The following is an 18,998-nucleotide window of genomic DNA, read 5'->3' as shown; positions in this document are numbered from 1 at the left end:
AGCGATAAAAATCAACAAAGATAGAAATTGCATGATAAGTGTATCCTATCTTTATGATTTAAATGTTAATGATAGATGAATTTTGTTTTTTATCTAGCGGATATATTTAACAAAATGGTTTTTACAGTGTATGTGATTAATTACCTTAATGATGGATTGAGTTAGAGGAGAGTGTTTACAACGCATTATCTTTATTTAACTTAAGGTTTAATTAAGGGTGTGCTTGATTAGTTATTTTGAGCAACACGATTATTGGTATGGCATTAAAATTCAATAGGCTATGTTGTTACAGTTTGTTTGGCATTTTATTGCGATAGTCGTTATCTAGTTCACGCAAATGCTTTAATTTCGCATTAATTTTGATTTCTAAACCGCGCTCGACGGGGCAGTAAAAGCGTGTGCCGGAGAGAGGCTCTGGTAAATAATTTTCCCCGGCGGCATACGCTTCTGGCTCGTCATGGGCGTAACGGTAGGTTTTGCCGTAATCAAGATTTTTCATCAATGTCGTCGGTGCATTGCGCAAATGTAGCGGTACCTCTAGGCTACCATAGTGCTTGGCGGCTTGCATGGCTTGGTTATAGGCATTGTAGACCGCATTGCTCTTAGGTGCGCAAGCAAGATAGACAACGGCTTGGGCTAATGCCAGTTCACCTTCAGGGCTGCCGAGTTTTTGCTGTGCTTCCCAGGCATTAAGCGCTAACTGTAAGCCGCGCGGATCAGCATTGCCTATGTCTTCAGACGCCATGCGTACGATACGTCTTGCTAAGTAAGCTTGATCACAGCCAGCATCTAGCATTCGACATAGCCAGTATAAGGCGGCATCCGGTGCGCTACCGCGTACCGATTTATGCAACGCAGAGATTTGATTGTAAAACTCCTCGCCTTGTTTATCGAAGCGCTTATTGCTCGAGGTCAGAATAGCGGCGGCTAATTCTTCAGTAATAACGTGTTGTTGCTGTGCTAAGGCGAGTTCAGCAGCGAGTTCTATCAAATTCAATAAACGACGGGCGTCGCCATCCGCAGCGTGGGCAAATTGTTTGCGGATAGCGGCTGGTATCTCGACCTGGTGACTTAAGCCGACTTCACTGTCATTTAGCGCATTATCAATTACGCTGAGTAAGTCATTTTCTGTCAATGCGTTCAGGACATAGACACGGGCTCTGGACAATAAAGCATTATTTAACGCAAACGATGGGTTTTCAGTGGTTGCACCAATAAAATAAACCGTACCATCTTCGACATGAGGCAAAAATGCATCTTGCTGGGATTTATTGAAGCGATGGACTTCATCGACAAATAATACCGTGCGACGTTGTTGACTGGTTTGTAAATATTTGGCTTGGGCAACCGCTTCTCGTATTTCTTTTACCCCGGCTAATACGGCTGAAATAGGCATGAGTTCGGCTTCTGAATGCCGAGCGATGATTTGTGCAAGCGTGGTTTTACCGGTACCGGGTGGGCCCCATAAAATCATCGAATGTAAACGACCCTTTAAAATCGCATGGTATAGCGGCTTACCTGGGCTTAGTAAATGTTGTTGACCGATATAGCGCTCGAGAGAGTGCGGTCTTAGGCGGTCAGCGAGTGGTTTTAATAAGTCTTGAGCAAACATGAAGCGTGGTTATTCTGAAAAAACATCAGCACCGGCTGGGGTTTTAAACTCAAATAGGTCGGGTTTTATCGGGGTATTATGTTTGAGATTAGAAAAATAAATGCGCGTGAGTTGACCAAAGTTATCGTTTAATTCCATGCCGCTTAATTCGCCGTTGCTTAGCCCTATTAACAAATATTTGAAACTGCTTTGGTCGTTTTTAGGGATGAGTCTTAACCAGGTAATGCCATCATCGTTGCCTTGCTCGTCGACGGTATAATTGTTTTCTAGCGAAATATCACCGCTAAGCAATAACGCAGGCGTCGAGCCTACCGATTCATCCAATTTTTTTATCGTGACTTGCTCTAAGTCTTGGTCGTAAAACCATACTTTACCTGATAGCGCAATTATTTGTTGTAGATACGGTTTTTGGTAATTCCAGCGGAATTTCCCTGGACGTTGCAAGAAAAATTCACCATAGCTGGTTTGAGTGGGTGTGCCTGATTCATTTAAGCTGACTTGTTTAAAATCGGCCGTTAGTGATTTTGTCGCGGCTAAAAAAGCCTTTAATTGTTGTATAGGGGATTCTGTAGCGTGCGTTAATGGCGAGGCTAAGCATAAAAACACCAGTAAGCTTAAACACGGTAAATGGATTTTCATAGAGATTGAAGGCGTAGAATCAAAGGGGAAGCTGTTTAACACACCGTGACGTTAATCATCACGGTGTTAGAACTGGGTTACGGCATTAGTTCAAAATCGTCTTTGCCTACGCCACATTCTGGGCAGCGCCAATCGTCGGGGACATCAGCCCATAGCGTACCGGGCGCAATATCGTTTTCAGGGTCGCCTTCTGCTTCGTCATAAATATGTCCACATACATCGCATTGATACTTTTTGTATTCAGTCATGATAATAAGCCTATAGGATTTTAGTGAGGGGTTTCACGTTTGTTTTTGTAGGGTAAATAATGTGCCGCATCGTTTTTATAAGCGTTTACGGCTAGTTTTTCCCGGGTTAGGAAATCGTTTATAGCGGCATGAAATGTTGAGTCTCTTAGCCAATGTGTTGAATAAGTTGTGATGGGCGTAAAGCCACGTGCGATTTTATGTTCGCCTTGTGCACCTGAATCAAAGCGAGCGAGTTTATGTTGTATGCAATACTCAATGCCTTGGTAATAACATGCCTCAAAGTGTAAAGCGTTGTATTCTTCGTAGCAGCCCCAGTAACGTCCATAGAGCGTATCATGACCTATGAAGCTGAGTGCTGCTCCAACATAGTCAGCGTTTTTTTTGGCAAATATCACCAGCATCTGGGCGCCTAGTGTGTTCGCAAAGGCTTGGAAACACTTTAAATTTAAATAAGGGTTAGATGCTTTTTTAAGATAGGTTAACGCATAAAACTGAAAAAATATTTGCCATTGTTGTTCGGTGAGTTCATCGCCTCTGAGCTGAAACAATTCTATACCTTGTTCGGTTAATTTTCGGCGTTCGCGTTTGACCATTTTACGCTTTGCTGAGGTTAAATTGGCCAAAAAATCATCAAAATCACGGTAATTTTGATTAAGCCATTGAAACTGAACATCTTCTCGAATAAGAAGAGAGGCGTCTTGTAATATGCTGAGTTGCGTTGGGTTTGGGAATAGGCAATGCCAAGAAGAGAGTTGGTGTTGTTCAGCAAAGGCTTTTATTTCGTTTAATAATCCGGCAATGACCGTTTTTTTATCTGCCGATGCCTCAACAAGAATACGCGGCCCTTGGCATGGGGTAAAGGGAATCGCAGTGACCAGTTTTGGGTAATAGGCAAATCCATGTTGTTGATAAGCTCTAGCCCAGGCTTGGTCAAAAACGTATTCGCCACGCGAGTGGCCTTTTAGATAGAGCGGCATTGCAGCGACAAGTTGAGTCTCGCAAGATGCTATTAGATGCACGGGTTGCCATCCTGTAGCGCTAGATAGGCAACCTGTTTGTTCTAATGAAGACAGGAATTCATGGCGAATAAACGGGTAATCACTGCCTGCTAATGTATTCCATTCGGTAGCATTAATCTGCTCTATGGCATCAACAAAGCGAAAAGTAAGTTTAGTTGTCATAACGGGTGCAGGTAACGCTAAGCTTTTTAGCGGTAGGTGCGGTTAATAACTCCCATTCAGTTAATAGAGTCAGCGCTTGGTCGCGATGACTACCACAGACATCGAGTGTCGCTTGGAAATTTTGGCATACAGTAGGACGATTTGTGTGACCAAAAAGTGAGCATAAATTGTCGGCATCCAAGTGTAAACACCGTTGTGCTGCAGGTTTACCTTTAGGGTGTAAAGGAAGAGGGGAAGATATAGACGGCGCAATACAACAAGCGCCACAACCGATACGACATTGCATGTGATTAACGTTGGAGATATTTTTGGGTGAATTCAATTTCTGGTAACGGTTTGCCTAGCAGGTAGCCTTGATAACCACAACACTGGTTGGTATTTAAAAATTGTAATTGGCTATTGTTTTCAACGCCTTCCGCAATAACGGATAAGCCCAAATGAGACGCCATAGAAATGATAGTGGCGACAATCACGGTGTCATTTGGGTCTGTGTTAATTTCCCGTACAAAACTTTTATCTATTTTTAATTGGCTAATAGGCAATTTTTTTTAAATAAGATAGGGATGAATATCCCGTGCCAAAGTCGTCAATTGATATTCTTACGCCTAAGTCTTTTAGCGTTTGTAGTTTGTTAATGCTTTCATGGATGTTGTCTATGATGATGCCTTCGGTAATTTCCAGCATCAACCGGGATGCAGCAATATTATATTCTTGTAAGATATTGATAAGATTTTCTTCAAATTGATTTTGATGAAACTCTTTTGGGCAAACATTAACCGCTAAATGCGGCAAGGTTTGCCATTTTTGCAATTGGCTACAGGCTTCTCGCAATACCCAATCGCCTATGGCTAAGATTAACCCAGTTTCTTCGGCAACGGGAATGAATTGGTCGGGTGGCATCATACCTTTTTCTGGGTGGTGCCAGCGAATTAATGCTTCTGCACCTATCAATTCACCTTTATCATCAAACTGAGGTTGATAGTGTAATAAAAATTGGTTGTGGGATAAGGCGATTCTAATATCTTGTTCTAGCTGTAAGCGCTGATCGGCACGTTGTTGCATTTCCTCATTATAGAAGCTAATGGTGTTGCGGCCTTTTTGCTTAGCATGATACATCGCGGTATCGGCTTGTTTTAATAAATCAACAGGGGTAAGTGCGGTGTTGCTAGTCCCAGTTTCTAATAATGTGATGCCTATACTGGAACTGATATGGTGAACATAGCCTTTAAGTTGAAATGGCGCGAGTAGTGAAGTCTGTACACGCTGGGCGACAGTGAGCGATAACTCGAATAAATTAGCGCTACTTTCTGGGTCATGGTCATTCACTAATAAGACAAATTCGTCGCCGCCTAGCCGCGATACAGTGTCTTCATCGCGTATACAAGATGTTAAGCGCTCCGCGACTTGTACGAGCAATTCATCGCCTACATCATGACCGAGAGAATCATTAAGCGTTTTGAAATGGTCAAGGTCTAAATAGAGTAGGGCGGTGCCGTTGTTATGACGCGTAGATTTAGAATAAATTTGTTCCAGTCTATCAAGAAAGAGTCGACGGTTAGGTAAGCTTGTTAGCGAATCAAAAAAAGCGAGCTGAAATATTTGCTCTTCACTGAGTTTCTTTTCAATCGCAATGCTGACTAATTGAGTATATTCCTTGATTTCTTCTAACAATACAGCATTTGGGTAATAAGGTGTACGGTGGTAAATCGAAAACGAGCCTAAGACTTTGCCTTTAGACGATAAAATAGGCTCGGAGACACAACTTTGTACATGAGCTAGCTCTGCTACCATTAAATAGTTTTGCCACTCAGAATGCTTGGTAATATCTTCGGCAATAATGCGTTCACCTATAAATGCAGCTGTATGGCAACTGCCTGCATTCATGCCTACTTTGGTGTTTGGGGTAGAGGAAATATAAGCTTCAGGCATACTGGGTGCAATGATTTGGCTAAAACACTCACCGGTTTCGTCTAAAATTAAGATAGAGCATAAGCTATCAGGGTAATTAGCTTCGACAATTCGAACAATAGCGCTTAAGACATTAGAGAGCGATGTTGAGCTAACAATCGACTGTAGTACTTGATTGTGGTCATTACGACGTTGAATGATTTTTTTGCGCTCGTTTATTTCTTGCTCTAATTCTCGCGTGCGTAGCTTAACAATATCCTCAATTTGTAGCGTGCGTCCTGTCAACATTAACAGTCCTAACTCTATTAGGCTGACGAGTAATAAGCTCGCTATCATTAACCACCAGGTACTCCATGAGAAAAATTGTGGGGTTGCGGTATAGGTAATAGCCAATAGACGGTCAGCAAACTGTAGGCTCTGTGTGCGTTCTAGTCTTGGGAATACTAAGTCAAATAAGTTGTTACTCGTATTATCGTCAAACAAAATTGTATTGTCGTCGACAATTTTTAGCGATAAGTCTAATTGGCTATATTGCTGCTTAATAGCGCTAAATTTTTGGTCTATTAATAAGACGCTAGCGACAAGGCCTATTATGTTTTGGTTGCGTTGACGCTTATTTTCTAAGAATGGATAGCCCTTATAAACAGGCGAAAACAAAACAACCCCCATGTGTTTGTTGGCATTTTCTTTGAGGCTATGCGTTGTTGATAAGACGGTTTTTGCTGTATCTAAGAGGTTTTGTATAGCTTGTGCACGCTCTGTAATGCTTAAGGTATTGAATCCTAGTGCCGTTTCATTGCCGTTTCTAGGCTCGATATAAGTAATAGGGAAAAAATCGCTACTATTAATTGCTTGGGGTTGACGATAAGGCTCTATCGATGGCAAGTTTTTGCTGATACGAGGTAGCCATTCCATGGCTAAGATGTCTTTATCATCTTTTAAGAAATTAGCAGTGAAATGTTTAAACTCCAGCGCCGTAACATCAGAAGAGCTTTCGAATAACGCTTTGAGTGTTTGGTTCGTGTCGATTAAGCGATTGGCTTCATTCTGTAGCGCATTATGCAATAAATTAACGCGTTCAGTGAATAGTGTGCTAATTCGCTTATGCTCTTGCTGGTTTTCTATATAAAACAATACTAGCAATATTAACAGCAATAATGTGACAGGCCAGGCAATCGAATTAATGCGGGTTCGCCATTGCTGGGTAGGTGTGCCGATGAAGCATAGCAAAATAGGCGCAAAAATCATAACGCCTAGCGAGTCACCGCACCACCAAATCAACCATTCTAATGTGGTATCTCCACTGACAATATCGAGCACATGTAACGCTGCAATACCTATGCTGGCGGAAACCGTGCAACTGAAAGGGCCGGTAATCAGTAAAAATCTAACAATATTGCGGTCTAAGACTAGGCCATTATCGCCATGAAGCCCCTGTTTGGCTAGCCATGCGCCCACAAACGCTTGTAATGTTGCGCCAGAACTGACTATGGCGCCTAAACTTAATGATGCTAAGCTAGCGCTTACACTTGTTGTATTGAGAAAAGTATAGATTTGTACGAGGAATGCGCCTAACCATACACCTAATAGTGCGCGTGGACCATAAACAAAGATGGCTGCAAGCGCTAAGCCTGCGGCTGGCCATATAGGGCTTGCTTCACTCGGTGGAATAGAAATGAGTTCGCCTAGATAACCACATACGAAATAGGCAAAGGTTAAAAAAAGTGTAAGTCGCACCATGATGCCAATCTGAATGATTGAAATTCTGAAATAATAGCAACAGCTCACAGGTTTAGCTATAAGCTTGATTAGACTTTAGTTAATAAAGTTAGCTATTCGCTAAAAATGTCGGAATCGTTTGCTTTCTAAGGCTGTGTAAAGCTATTTTTATCTGAGTTAACATAGCGATATTGTAGGTTTTAATTTTATTATTGTGTGATTAAAATTAATTAAATAACAAGTATTTAGTTGATATTGGTTGGCTTGAGCAGGTAGGGCTAAAGAGGTTAATATTGAGTTGAAAAGCAATGAGATTAGCTTCAAAATTTAATAAACATGTAATTTTTATCTTTGTCTCGTTGCAAAAAACATATACAATTGCCGTTCTTAAGTTGCGAATGTGGCGAAATTGGTAGACGCGCTGGATTTAGGTTCCAGTGGTAGCCCCGTGAGAGTTCGAGTCTCTCCATTCGCACCATCCTGTTCATGCCAATAAATCTTACCCCTAGTGCCTGCCGTATTCCGGTCCAAGCCCCTTTAAATACCCGAGAGGATTAGACATGCAAGTTATTGTCGAAAAGACATCCGAGTTAAGCCGTAAAATGACCGTAAGCGTTCCAGAATCAGTCGTGCAAGAAAAGATGGCTCAACGCTTAAAAGCATTAGCGCGCCACGTTAGAGTCGATGGCTTTCGTCCAGGTAAAGCGCCTCAGCATATAGTAAAGAAACTATATGATTCTAAAGTTCGTGAAGAAATATCTAATGACTTAATCCAATCCACCTATCCCGAAGCGCTTAAAAATGAAGCGCTAGAGCCTGCTAGTTATCCACATATAGACGCATCGTACGACGCCGACGGGTTTAGATATGTCGCTACATTTGAAGTTTATCCTGACATTTCGTTAGATAATTTGGCCCAACTACGCGTGACACGCCCCGTCGCTACAGTTGAAGAAGCTGATATTGATGCTATGTTGGAAAAATTAAAGTTACAAAGGGTTACTTGGAATAAAGTTGAACGTGCTTCTCAAGCAGGCGACCGTATTATCATTGATTTTTCAGGTGAAGCAGAGGGAGAAAACTTTACTAATGGTCTCATACAAGACTATACAATAGGTATAGGCGACGGAAAAATGATTCCAGGCTTTGAGGATAATTTAATTGGATTAGCTGAGGGTGAAGCTAAATCATTCGAGTTGACCTTCCCTGAAGATTACGGTGTGCCAAAATTAGCCGGTCAATTGGCGCGCTTTGAGCTTACAGTAAAAGCTGTCGAAGCTTCGGTAATACCTGAAATTAATGAGGAATTTATTAAAAGCTTTGGCATTGAAGAAGGCACGTTGGAATCATTTCGCCAAGATGTTAGAAACAACTTGGAACGCGAATTAAACAAAAAATTACAGGAATTAGTTAAAGATGCAGCGATGAATGCTGTGTTAGAGATAATCTCTGTAACTCCGCCTAATGCCTTAGTCGATAATGAGGTTGAGCATTTAATGAAGCCTTATATCGAAACAGCCAAGCGACAAAAAATAAAGCTAGAAGATTTGCATGGAGTGCGCGATAGCCTGCAAGACCAAGCAAAGCGTAGAGTGAGTTTAGGCTTAAATTATTAATAAAATTATCGATGTAAATAATATTACTATTGATAATGCGAAAGTTCGTACGGCGATAGAAAATCTTGCAGTTAATTATGAAACCCCCGAAGAGGTGGTCAATTGGTATTATGCCGATACAAATCGTTTACAAGATGTGCAGCAAATGGTGTTAGAAAATCAAGTTGTCGACTGGTTATTGGCGCAAGCGACAGTAACTGAAGAGATATTAAGTTTTAATACGGTTATGGAACCACAAGCTGAGTAAGGATTAAACATGTATACACAATTGCAAAATTCGCTAATACCACCACAAGCAGCCGGTGGGTTAGTTCCTATTGTTGTTGAGCAAACGGCACGCGGCGAGCGTTCGTTTGATATTTACTCTCGGTTATTAAAAGAGCGTGTTATCTTTTTAGTTGGTCAAGTCGAAGATTATATGGCTAACTTAGTTGTCGCACAGTTATTGTTTTTAGAATCAGAAAATCCAGACAAAGACATACACTTATATATTAATTCTCCTGGCGGTTCAGTGACGGCCGGTATGTCAATTTACGATACTATGCAATTTATTAAGCCCGATGTCAGTACCATGTGTATCGGACAAGCGGCTAGCATGGGGGCGTTGTTGTTGACGGGCGGAACTAAAGGCAAACGCTATTGTTTACCTCATTCTCGTATCATGATTCACCAGCCTTTAGGCGGTTATCAAGGTCAAGCGTCTGATATTGATATTCATGCGCGAGAAATTCTATCTATTCGGGATAAATTGAATAAAGTCTTATCGCATCACACTGGCCAACCTATAGAAAAAATCCAAGTTGATACCGACAGAGATAATTTTTTAGGGCCGGATGAAGCTGTCAGTTATGGTTTAATCGATAAGGTCTTGTCAAGTAGAGCTGCTTTAGCCGGAGAAGCTGGATAACCGTATTATTAGTGACACCGTCGCGCGGGAGTTAAGTATGAGTAATGATAAAAACGGCAGAGACGACGATAGGTTGCTTTATTGCTCGTTTTGCAATAAAAGCCAACACGAGGTTCGTAAGCTCATTGCAGGACCCTCAGTATACGTTTGTGATGAATGCGTTGAATTGTGTAATGACATCATCAAAGACGAATTACAGAACGAGAGTATTGGTTTTTCTAGTGATCGACTACCTAAGCCTAAAGAGATTAAAGAAGAGCTAGATGCTTATGTAATTGGTCAGGAACGGGCTAAAAAGATTCTTGCTGTTGCGGTTTATAATCATTACAAGCGCTTACGAACTAAGACCAAGCGAGACGGTGTCGAAATTGCAAAAAGTAATATTTTACTGATAGGGCCAACCGGCTCGGGTAAAACCTTATTAGCCGAAACGCTAGCGAGATTATTAGACGTACCGTTTACTATTGCCGATGCGACTACGCTAACCGAAGCGGGTTATGTCGGTGAAGATGTTGAAAATATCATCCAAAAAATCTTGCAAAAATGCGATTACGACGTTGAGAAAGCCGAAACGGGTATCGTTTATATCGATGAAATAGATAAGATTTCAAGAAAATCGGATAACCCATCGATTACACGTGATGTTTCAGGCGAAGGCGTACAACAGGCTTTGTTGAAGCTTATCGAAGGGACGGTTGCATCGGTACCACCACAAGGCGGACGTAAACATCCTCAACAAGAGTTTTTGCAGGTTAATACCGCTAATATTTTATTTATCGTCGGCGGTGCGTTTGCGGGCTTAGATAAAAATCATTAAAGCACGTTCAGAGAAAGGCGGCATAGGTTTTTCTGCAGAAGTCAAAACAAAAGATGAAGAGAAAAATATCGGTCAGTTATTTGCTGAAGTTGAAGCAGAAGATTTAATTAAATACGGTTTAATCCCAGAGTTCGTCGGTCGTTTACCTATCGTTGCGACGCTGGAAGAATTAGATGAACAAGCGCTCATTAAAATCTTAACTGAGCCTAAAAAACGCCTTAGTTAAGCAATATCGGCAATTATTTGAAATGGAAGGCGCTGAGCTTGAGTTTAGGGATGATTCATTAGGTGCGGTCGCACGTAAATGTATGGAAAGAAAGACCGGAGCGCGTGGCCTTAGAACCATTGTTGAGAACGTATTATTAAACACGATGTACGAGCTGCCTTCATCAGATAATATTTGTAAAGTAGTCGTTGATGAAAGTGTTATTTTAGGTCATAGCGAACCTTATTTAGTCTATGGTTCGGATAAAAAGTCTGAACTAAAAGCGTAAAGAACCTGCCAAAAATAGGCTACCAACGTAAGGCGGGACAGGGGATTCAGAGCGCATAACGCTAGGGATGGCGTGTAGTAGGGTAACGCAGGAGCAGTTGCCGAGGACGCCGTGAATACATCCCTGTAGGCTTGGCCGCAGTATCCCTGCTGCCAACACCTGCACTTTGAATACCCTGTCCCTACTAAAGTGTGTAGCCCAAAAAATACTCGTAGAGCGACGGTGTAACTCTACGAGCATCTCATTATTTACTCAAAAGGCTGGTAGTCAGCTAAACGATTTAGCGCTTCAGCTACCGGTTTCAACGTCAATCGTCCATCGAAGGTATTAATCGCTGAGAGTAATTCAGCGTCTTGCAATAGCCTGGACTTACCGGCATTAGCTATTTTGACAATATAAGGCAGTGTGGCGTCCATTAAAGCCAATGTTGCTGTTCTAGGATAGGCGCCTGGCATATTAGTCACACAATAGTGAATGACATCGTGTTTAACAAAAACGGGCGCTGAGTGTGAGGTTGGTTTTGAACTGCTAAAACAGCCGCCTTGGTCAATACTGACATCTACTGCAACTGAACCTGGTTGCATAGTGCCTATCATTGCATCACTAATCAGTTTTGGCGCATGGGCACCTCGTGCTAGTACCGCTCCGATAAGTAAATCGGTATCTTGTAAATGAGCAGTTAGGTTTTCTGGGGTAGAAAGAAAAAACTCAGCGTCGGCAAGAGCGTGTGACTTAAGGTTCGCCATGTGCTCGGTATCAATACCTGCAATAAAAACGTTTGCTCCCATGCCAGATGCGGTTTTTGCTGCATGTTGGCCGACAATACCGTCACCTACTACTACGACTTTACCGTGGCGTTTACCTAAAACATTGCCTAATTGTACGCCTTTGCCACCATTAAATTTCGCTAAATAATAATTACCGACTAATGCCGACATATTGCCTGCTATCGCACTCATAGGGGCTAGAAGCGGTAAGCGCCCTTGTTGGTCAGTTAACGTTTCGTAAGCAATCGCTGTAGTACCATTGCTTAAAAGCGTTGTTGTTAAATTAGGGTCAACGCCTGCTAAATGGAAAAAAGTAAAGACCATTTGTTGATCTAAAAAAACATATTCGCTGGGTAATGGCTCTTTGACTTTAACGACAAGTTCGCATTGCCAAGCGTCGCTGGCTGAAACTAAACGAGCTCCAGCATCACTATACTGTTCGTTACTAAATCCAGCGTATATACCGGCGCCGGTTTCTATGTTGACTTCATGCCCTTGGGCAATTAATGTTGACACGCCAGCAGGTGTAATGCCAACACGCCCCTCTTGATCCTTAATTTCCTTAGGTACGCCTATTTCATTTGATACCTCTCTTAGTTAGTAAAAGCAGATGAACAACGTTGTGGTAAAAAAGGGAGAGTGTGGAATGATTAGTTAAAAGACATCGCTGTATTCTTTAATATCAGCGAGTGTTTGTTTTGCCAAGTGTATAACAGGCTTATAAGAGGGTAGGTAGGGCGAGTCCTGATACCTAAGTATTTTAGTATCAGGACATTATCGGAAAATTACTCTTCCATTTGCGCTTGCAGATAGTTAGGGAGACCAATTTTTTCTATCAGTTCTAGTTGGGTTTCCAGCCAGTCGATATGCTCTTCTTCTGACTCTAAAATATCATTGAGTAAATCACGGGTAACAAAATCGCTAACGGTTTCGCAATAAGCAATCGCTTGTTTTAAATCGGGTAGCGCAAGGTATTCTAGTTTTAAATCGCAGCTTAGCATTTCTTGCGTGTTTTCACCTATCATCAACTTACCTAGACTCTGCAAGTTAGGTAAACCTTCTAAGAATAAAATGCGTTCGATGATTTTGTCGGCGTGTTTCATTTCATCAATGGACTCGTGATACTCTTTTTCATTGAGTTTTTTAAGTCCCCAGTTTTTTAAACATGCGCGCATGTAAAAAATATTGATTGATGGCCGTTAATTCGTTTTCTAAAATTTTGTTTAAGTATTCAATAACTTTGCTATCGCCTTTCATAAAATCCTAATGGTGTGTTATCTCGTAAGCGAGGTGAGATGTCTTAGGAAAACGCCGGTAGCGCGTAATCGGTTTGACATAAGGTTTGTTGTAATAAACTGCTGACTTCTTTATTGCACTTACCGCAATCTTTGCCTACGCCTAAACATTGGGTTAAATGTTTACGCGTACATGCTCCGTTTTCTATGGCTTTAACAATTTGACCGTCGGTAACGGCTTTACAAACGCATATATACATAAAGCTCTCCTTGCTTAGCGTCTGCGGCGTTTAACTTGTTGCGGGTCAGCCGTAATAGGTCGGTAAATTTCCACTCTATCGCCTTCTTTCACAGGCGTGTCTAAGCTTTGTATCTTACCGAAAATGCCTACTTTTTGTTGAGCTAAATTAATGTCTGGATACATGGCTAACACACCAGATAAGCTAATTGCTTGTTCAATCGTGCTGTCGTCAGGGACTTCTAAACGCATCCACAATTGTCTATCCATTTCCGCATAACATACGCCTACGTTCATAATAAACTCCTTGTTTTCAAATGGGTTCTTCAGCTTCGGATACAGGGGTAGTCGCTACTGTAATAGGTTTGTGCTGGGCTAGTTTTTGATCGATGATGCGTTTACCAACGATTAAAAAAAGCTAACATGATAAAACCGCCCGGTGGTAGCGCCATTAATAAAAAACCTTGGTAATTGGGAATGACGGTTATTTCTAAGAACTTAAACGATGAGCCGAGTAGTACTGAGGCATTGGCAAATAATGTACCGCTGGCTAAGATTTCGCGCGTTGCGCCTAATGCGACTAAAACTAAGGTAAAGCCTAGCCCCATCATTAAACCATCCCATAAGGCGGGCTTCACCGCTTGCTTAGATGCAAAGGCTTCAGCTCGACCTAATAGCGCACAGTTAGTCACGATAAGTGCGATAAATAAGCCTAAAACTTTATAGAGTTCATGCGCCCAAGCATTCATTAAAATATCGACGAGTGTTACTAACGCTGCGATGAGTAACACAAAAATAGGGATACGAATTTCATTCGGGATTAAATGCCTGGCTACGGAAATTAAGCCATTCGACGCTATCATAACGACTAAGGTGGCTAATCCCATGCCTAAACCATTAGTGGCCGTTCCTGTGACGGCAAGTAACGGGCATAACGCTAAGTTTTGGCTAAAAACGATATTATTATGCCAAATACCATCAGCTGCGATTTTTTTATAGGTTTCTGATAACGCCATAGTCGCCTCATTGCAGGGTTAACTGCGCTTGATGTGCTTTAAAGAGTTGCAAGCTGCGATAAATTGCTTGTACGGTTTTACGTGGGGTAATCGTCGCACCGGCAAATTGGTCAAATTCGCCTCCGTCTTTTTTAACAGCCCACTGGCTAGGTGTTAGCTTGGCTAGTGATTTGCCGACAAACGCTAAAATCCAGTTAGATTTACTGGTTTCGATTTTATCGCCTAAGCCAGGCGTTTCTTTATGGCTTAACACGCGTACTCCTAAGACATTGCCGTCTTTATCTATGCCGATAATCATGTTAATCGCACCAGAGTAACCGTCAGGCGCGGTAAACTTAAACGCAACAGCGGTGACTTGCCCGGATTTTTTCGCTAAGTAAACTAAGGTTTCATCGGCAGCGATATTGTATTCAGCTGAGGCAATCGTTGTCGTATCAGACAATAAATCGTTATCGTATAACTCAGCGGGAATGACTTCAGCTAAGGTGTGTTTTAAATCTTCGTTTAAACGTTGTTGTATTGTGGATTCAGTGCTGCAATTGGTAACGCCGAGTAACACGCTAGCCATAAGCGCAAACCCTGCTAATACGCCAGTTTGAAACTTTAACGTGGGTCTAAGTCCCGCTAAATGTTCGGGTGCTAACCACGCTTTTAACCAAACTAAGGTCTTATCGCTTAACGTCTTAACCTGCTTAAGCCATTCTGTATCTTGTGTCATGGTCTGCTCTCGCCGTTAAGCTTTAGGAATTTCTAAAGGTTTGCCTTTGCGGTCACGTCCGTAAATACGTGGTTTGATGTAATAATCAATCAGCGGTGTCGCCGAATTCATTAATAACACGGCAAAGCCTGCGCCTTCCGGATAGGCACCCCAGGTGCGAATCACAAAAATTAATACACCACAACCACTACCAAAGACGATTTGTCCCATTGGGGTATTCGGCGATGTCACATAATCGGTGGCAATAAAAAATGCAATAAGCATTAACGCGCCCGAATTTAACTGTAAAAACGGGCTTACATAGTGTTCGCTGTCTGATAGATGAAAGATACTCGCTAATACAGCAACGGACGCAAGTAACGACACGGGAATATGCCAGCGGATAATGTTTTGTTTGATTAACCAGAGCCCGCCTAAGGCGATTAACAGCGTTGAGGTTTCGCCTAAACTGCCGCGTGTCCAGCCTATGAAGTTCAATATCGCAGAATAGTCCTGCAAAATCTCTGATAAGACGTGGTTTTGTGAGAATTCAGTTTTAATATAGCCTAGTGTTGTTGCACCAGTTACGGCATCGGGCTGAGCAATGCCTGATAACGTAATATGCCAACTTTCAACCAGACCCGGTGAGGCAGAAAAGAATAATGGTGAGATATTAGGCCAAGTAGTCATTTCTACCGGAAATGAAATCAATAGCGCCACACGCGCTAACATGGCAGGATTAAATAGATTTTGTCCCAAGCCACCATAAACATGTTTGCCTAAGATAATCGCCAGTGCCGAGCCGGTTACGCATAACCACCAAGGTGACCACGGTGGCAAGCTCATTGCTAATAACCAGCCGGTAACTAAGGCTGAGCAATCCATGAGCGCAGGTTTAACGGCTTTGTTTTGCAAACGTAAGCAAAATGCCTCAAAAAAAAGCGCTGCCGCTACTGTTAATAAAAAGGTATGCCAAGCAGGCCAGCCAAACAACCATAAGCCAAACGCCGTGGCGGGCATCAACGCCAATACCACTTGCCACATGATTTGGCTAACGGTTTTATTTGCGCCTATGTGCGCACCGCTACTGGGTTTTTGATAGCTAATCATGCAACCTCCGTTTGTTCGGCTTGTAAGCGCTCACGTTCGCGCTTTGCCGTTGCGCGAGCTTCTTCGTCCAAGCGCTGTTGTTCGGCGATGCGCTCTAAACGAGCGTTACGCGCTTCCATCAGCTTTTTAGTTTGTTCTGATTTATGTTGGGCTTGTTGTCGTGCGGCAACTTCACCGGCGGCGTATTTGAAATAATGTACTAGTGGAATATTGGACGGACAAATGTACGAACAGCAGCCGCAGCTTATGCAATCTTTTAAACCTATATCAACGGCTGAATCTAATTGATTAACGCGGATATGATTAGCCATGTCTAGCGGTCTTAAGCCAGCTGGACATACCGTGACGCAACTTGCACACCGAATACACGGCTGCTCTTGAGTATTTCTAATTTCTGCGGCCGTCAGCGCTAACACGCCACTGGTCGCTTTGACGGTAGGTACGCCGCTATGCGGTAGCGAATCGCCCATCATAGGGCCGCCCATAATAATGCGTGCCGTTTTATCGGTATCGACTTCACAAAAAGCCAATACTTCGCTCATTAATGTGCCTATCGGGACTTCAACATTCATAGGTTTACCGACCGCGCCACCCGATACCGTCACGACCCGGCTGACTAAGGCCTTACCATGTCGAATGGCATTATGCGTCGCATACGCAGTGCCTATATTGTGAATCGTCACACCGACTTCGGAAGAGCGGCTGCCTACCGGTACTTCACGTCCCGTGACATAGCCTATGAGCTGCCTATCCCAGCCCATAGGATAACGAGTGGGAATTTGCATGACTTTAATGTTAGCAAAAGCTGACGCAGCCGCATGCATAGCTTGGAAAGCAGCGGGCTTATTGTCTTCTATTGCGACCACGGCGTATTGCGTTTCCATACCATGCAACATTAGACGAACACCGTCTATGATGTGCTCAGCATTTTCTTGCATTAGCCTATCGTCGCAACTTAAATACGGTTCGCATTCGGCGCCATTGATAATCAACGTATCAATACGGTTTTCCCGTCCCATGTTAAGTTTGACCGCTGTTGGAAACACCGCGCCACCTAAACCAACAATACCCGCCGCACCTACACGCAAGCTAATATCTTCTGGCATTAATTGAAACGGGTCATCGACTGGCGTGGTTTCACACCATTGATCTTTACCATCGGTTTCCAACACAATCATGCGAATCGGTAACGCTGAAGGATGCGGTGCTGGATAGTCGTTGACATCGACGATAAGCCCCGAGCTAGGTGCATGAACCGGTGCTGAAATCATGCCTTGGCTATACGCTAATAACTGGCCTTTTAATACGGTGTCGCCTACGCGTATTAAGGGTTCAGCAGGCTTGCCTACGTGTTGTTGTAGTGGAATGTAAAGTTTTTTTGGTAATGGAAACGTTTTGACAATAGGTTGATGTGCTGTTTCGGCTTTATGTTCTTCGGCATGAACTCCGCCGCGAATTTTTGGCTTAGATGAGAATAGATTTAACATAAAGCCCCCTCGGTAGTCACTAAGGTCGGTTTTGCCCAGCGCCAATTGCGCAATGTGACTTCGATAGGATGCATTTGTAAGCATTCAGTGGGACAGACTTCAACACAACGCTTACAGGCGATGCACGCGTCCGCGACGACCGCATGAATTTGTTTAGGCGCACCGACAATCGCATCGGTAGGGCATACTTTGAAACAACGCGTGCAACCGGTACACGTGTCTTCGCTCACTCTAGCGACTAAGGCTTCTGGTTCTTTGACATCGCTTAAGTTTAAGTCGAGATTTAACATGGTCGCTAGCTGTTCTGCCAGCGCGCTACCTCCCGGTGGGCAAACCGTTGCCGGTGCTTTGCCTTCTGCGAGTGCTTCAGCAGCCGGTCTACAGCCCGGATAGCCGCATTGTCCGCATTGCGAGCCAGGCAATAATGCCTCTAATTCGTCAACTAACGGGCTGCTTTCCACTTTTAAATATTTGCCAGCAATAGCGAGCAATAGACCTAAGAAAAACCCTAATAAGGTTAAACTCACGATAGCGGATAAAACATACATGTTCAGTCCTCTTTATTTAGTATAAAGTCCAGCAAAACCCATAAAGGCTAACGATAAAATCCCAGCAGTGATAAACGCAATAGGCGTTCCTGCAAAGAGTGTGGGTACTGCCATAACAGCAAGGCGTTCACGTAATCCGGCGAATAACACCATGACTAAGGTAAAGCCTAGGGCTGAACCAAAGCCGAAGATTAAACTTTGCACAAAGCCATAGTGTTCTTGCACGTTTAATAACGCCACGCCTAATACTGCGCAGTTAGTCGTAATGAGCGGTAAGAAAATACCTAGGATTTGATAGAGCACCGGTGACGTTTTATGTACCACCATTTCAGTAAACTGCACGACAGCAGCAATCACCAGGATAAAGGCTAAAATGCGTAAAAACTGGATATTAAATGGCGCTAAGATGTAATGCTCTAGCAGCCAACTGGTCATTGCGGCTAAGGTCAGTACAAACGTAGTTGCCAATCCCATGCTTAAAGCAGAATCCAGCTTTTTGGATACACCCATAAAAGGGCATAAGCCAAGAAACTTGACCAGGACGACGTTATTCACTAACGCGGTACCGACTAAAAGAAGAAGATATTCGCTCACTATTCTTACCTAGCAGGGGTTTGGGCTATGCACTTTAGGCGGGACAATGCCATACGGGACAGGGCGTTTAGAGCGCGGGTGTTGGCAGCAGGGATGCTGCCGCCAAGCCTACAGGGATGTATTTACGGCGTCCTGCGCTCTGAATGCCCTGTTCCTACTTAAGTT

General features: G+C 43.0%; 18 protein-coding genes, 1 tRNA gene and 3 pseudogenes. 5 read left to right on the top strand and 17 right to left on the bottom strand.

Translation table 11 applies throughout. From position 1 onward, the window contains the following. Positions 1–286: 286 nt before the first annotated feature. From VZ94_RS10300 to VZ94_RS22770, 7 genes are all read right to left on the bottom strand, one after another. Entirely contained in the window at positions 287–1,612 is a 1,326-nt protein-coding gene (locus VZ94_RS10300) for a replication-associated recombination protein A (protein WP_045779170.1), read from the bottom strand. A gap of 9 nt (positions 1,613–1,621) precedes the next feature. Further along, positions 1,622–2,251: an outer membrane lipoprotein periplasmic chaperone LolA gene (gene lolA, locus VZ94_RS10295; RefSeq protein WP_045779169.1), complete on the bottom strand. Its 630-nt coding sequence runs from the start codon at positions 2,249–2,251 to the stop codon at positions 1,622–1,624. Positions 2,252–2,328: 77 nt separating this feature from the next. Further along, positions 2,329–2,499 (bottom strand): rubredoxin, encoded by a 171-nt coding sequence (locus tag VZ94_RS10290; RefSeq protein WP_045779168.1) that lies wholly within the window; start codon positions 2,497–2,499, stop codon positions 2,329–2,331. A 20-nt stretch (positions 2,500–2,519) separates the two neighbouring features. Then, a complete protein-coding gene (locus tag VZ94_RS10285) occupies positions 2,520–3,680 on the bottom strand; it encodes a GNAT family N-acetyltransferase (protein ID WP_045779167.1) in 1,161 nt (386 codons plus the stop codon). Further along, positions 3,670–3,966: a zinc/iron-chelating domain-containing protein gene (locus VZ94_RS10280; protein ID WP_045779166.1), complete on the bottom strand. Its 297-nt coding sequence runs from the start codon at positions 3,964–3,966 to the stop codon at positions 3,670–3,672. Before VZ94_RS10280 ends, VZ94_RS10285 begins: the two co-directional genes overlap by 11 nt. Positions 3,967–3,970: 4 nt before the next feature. Then, the gene (locus VZ94_RS30605; RefSeq protein WP_052700421.1) at positions 3,971–4,222 is read right to left on the bottom strand and encodes an EAL domain-containing protein; all 252 of its coding nucleotides are present in this window, start codon (positions 4,220–4,222) and stop codon (positions 3,971–3,973) included. After that, positions 4,212–7,328: an EAL domain-containing protein gene (locus VZ94_RS22770; protein WP_052700420.1), complete on the bottom strand. Its 3,117-nt coding sequence runs from the start codon at positions 7,326–7,328 to the stop codon at positions 4,212–4,214. Before VZ94_RS22770 ends, VZ94_RS30605 begins: the two co-directional genes overlap by 11 nt. 373 nt (positions 7,329–7,701) lie before the next feature. On the opposite strand from VZ94_RS22770, the gene VZ94_RS10270 reads away from it, so the two are divergent. The 5 genes and pseudogenes from VZ94_RS10270 (at position 7,702) to clpX (ending at position 11,141) form a co-directional block, all read left to right on the top strand. After that, positions 7,702–7,785: transfer RNA gene (locus VZ94_RS10270), tRNA-Leu, on the top strand. Between the two features lie 82 nt (positions 7,786–7,867). Further along, positions 7,868–8,923 (top strand): trigger factor, encoded by a 1,056-nt coding sequence (tig, locus tag VZ94_RS10265; protein ID WP_338040339.1) that lies wholly within the window; start codon positions 7,868–7,870, stop codon positions 8,921–8,923. Next, complete coding sequence (locus VZ94_RS31960; RefSeq protein WP_338040340.1) at positions 8,916–9,170, top strand: hypothetical protein; 255 nt, start codon at positions 8,916–8,918, stop codon at positions 9,168–9,170. The genes tig and VZ94_RS31960 overlap by 8 nt, the downstream gene beginning before the upstream one ends. Before the next feature lie 9 nt (positions 9,171–9,179). Next, positions 9,180–9,830 (top strand): ATP-dependent Clp endopeptidase proteolytic subunit ClpP, encoded by a 651-nt coding sequence (clpP, locus tag VZ94_RS10260; RefSeq protein ID WP_045779165.1) that lies wholly within the window; start codon positions 9,180–9,182, stop codon positions 9,828–9,830. Positions 9,831–9,867: 37 nt separating this feature from the next. Continuing rightward, positions 9,868–11,141: pseudogene (gene clpX / locus VZ94_RS10255) on the top strand (ATP-dependent Clp protease ATP-binding subunit ClpX). Positions 11,142–11,389: 248 nt separating this feature from the next. Here clpX and ald read toward each other — a convergent pair. The 10 genes and pseudogenes from ald to rsxA all read right to left on the bottom strand — a co-directional run bounded on the left by ald (position 11,390) and on the right by rsxA (position 18,833). Beyond that, complete coding sequence (gene ald / locus VZ94_RS10250; RefSeq protein WP_045779164.1) at positions 11,390–12,484, bottom strand: alanine dehydrogenase; 1,095 nt, start codon at positions 12,482–12,484, stop codon at positions 11,390–11,392. 209 nt (positions 12,485–12,693) lie between these two features. Beyond that, positions 12,694–13,165, bottom strand: a pseudogene (bfr, locus tag VZ94_RS10245) (bacterioferritin). 43 nt (positions 13,166–13,208) lie between these two features. After that, positions 13,209–13,403 carry a (2Fe-2S)-binding protein gene (locus VZ94_RS10240; protein WP_045779163.1) on the bottom strand — a complete coding sequence of 65 codons (195 nt, stop codon included), beginning with the start codon at positions 13,401–13,403 and terminating at the stop codon, positions 13,209–13,211. A 14-nt stretch (positions 13,404–13,417) separates the two neighbouring features. Beyond that, positions 13,418–13,678, bottom strand: coding sequence for an RnfH family protein (locus VZ94_RS10235; RefSeq protein ID WP_045779162.1), 261 nt, complete (start codon positions 13,676–13,678; stop codon positions 13,418–13,420). Between the two features lie 16 nt (positions 13,679–13,694). Next, positions 13,695–14,397, bottom strand: a pseudogene (locus VZ94_RS10230) (electron transport complex subunit E). Between the two features lie 7 nt (positions 14,398–14,404). Next, positions 14,405–15,115 (bottom strand): electron transport complex subunit RsxG, encoded by a 711-nt coding sequence (rsxG, locus tag VZ94_RS10225; protein ID WP_045779161.1) that lies wholly within the window; start codon positions 15,113–15,115, stop codon positions 14,405–14,407. 15 nt (positions 15,116–15,130) lie between these two features. Further along, the gene (locus VZ94_RS10220; protein WP_045779160.1) at positions 15,131–16,204 is read right to left on the bottom strand and encodes an RnfABCDGE type electron transport complex subunit D; all 1,074 of its coding nucleotides are present in this window, start codon (positions 16,202–16,204) and stop codon (positions 15,131–15,133) included. Next, positions 16,201–17,691 (bottom strand): electron transport complex subunit RsxC, encoded by a 1,491-nt coding sequence (gene rsxC / locus VZ94_RS10215; RefSeq protein WP_045779159.1) that lies wholly within the window; start codon positions 17,689–17,691, stop codon positions 16,201–16,203. Before rsxC ends, VZ94_RS10220 begins: the two co-directional genes overlap by 4 nt. Next, on the bottom strand, positions 17,685–18,239 hold the full coding sequence (locus VZ94_RS10210; protein ID WP_045779158.1) for an RnfABCDGE type electron transport complex subunit B: 555 nt from the start codon (positions 18,237–18,239) through the stop codon (positions 17,685–17,687). Before VZ94_RS10210 ends, rsxC begins: the two co-directional genes overlap by 7 nt. Before the next feature lie 12 nt (positions 18,240–18,251). Beyond that, positions 18,252–18,833, bottom strand: a complete 582-nt coding sequence (gene rsxA, locus VZ94_RS10205; RefSeq protein ID WP_045779157.1) for an electron transport complex subunit RsxA — start codon at positions 18,831–18,833, stop codon at positions 18,252–18,254. Positions 18,834–18,998 lie beyond the last annotated feature (165 nt).

The sequence above is a fragment of the Methylocucumis oryzae genome (genome assembly GCF_000963695.1).
GTDB classification, from domain to species: domain Bacteria; phylum Pseudomonadota; class Gammaproteobacteria; order Methylococcales; family Methylomonadaceae; genus Methylovulum; species Methylovulum oryzae.
The sequence above is the reverse complement of the archived record's forward strand: the minus strand, read 5'-3'. Positions and strand labels throughout refer to the sequence as shown.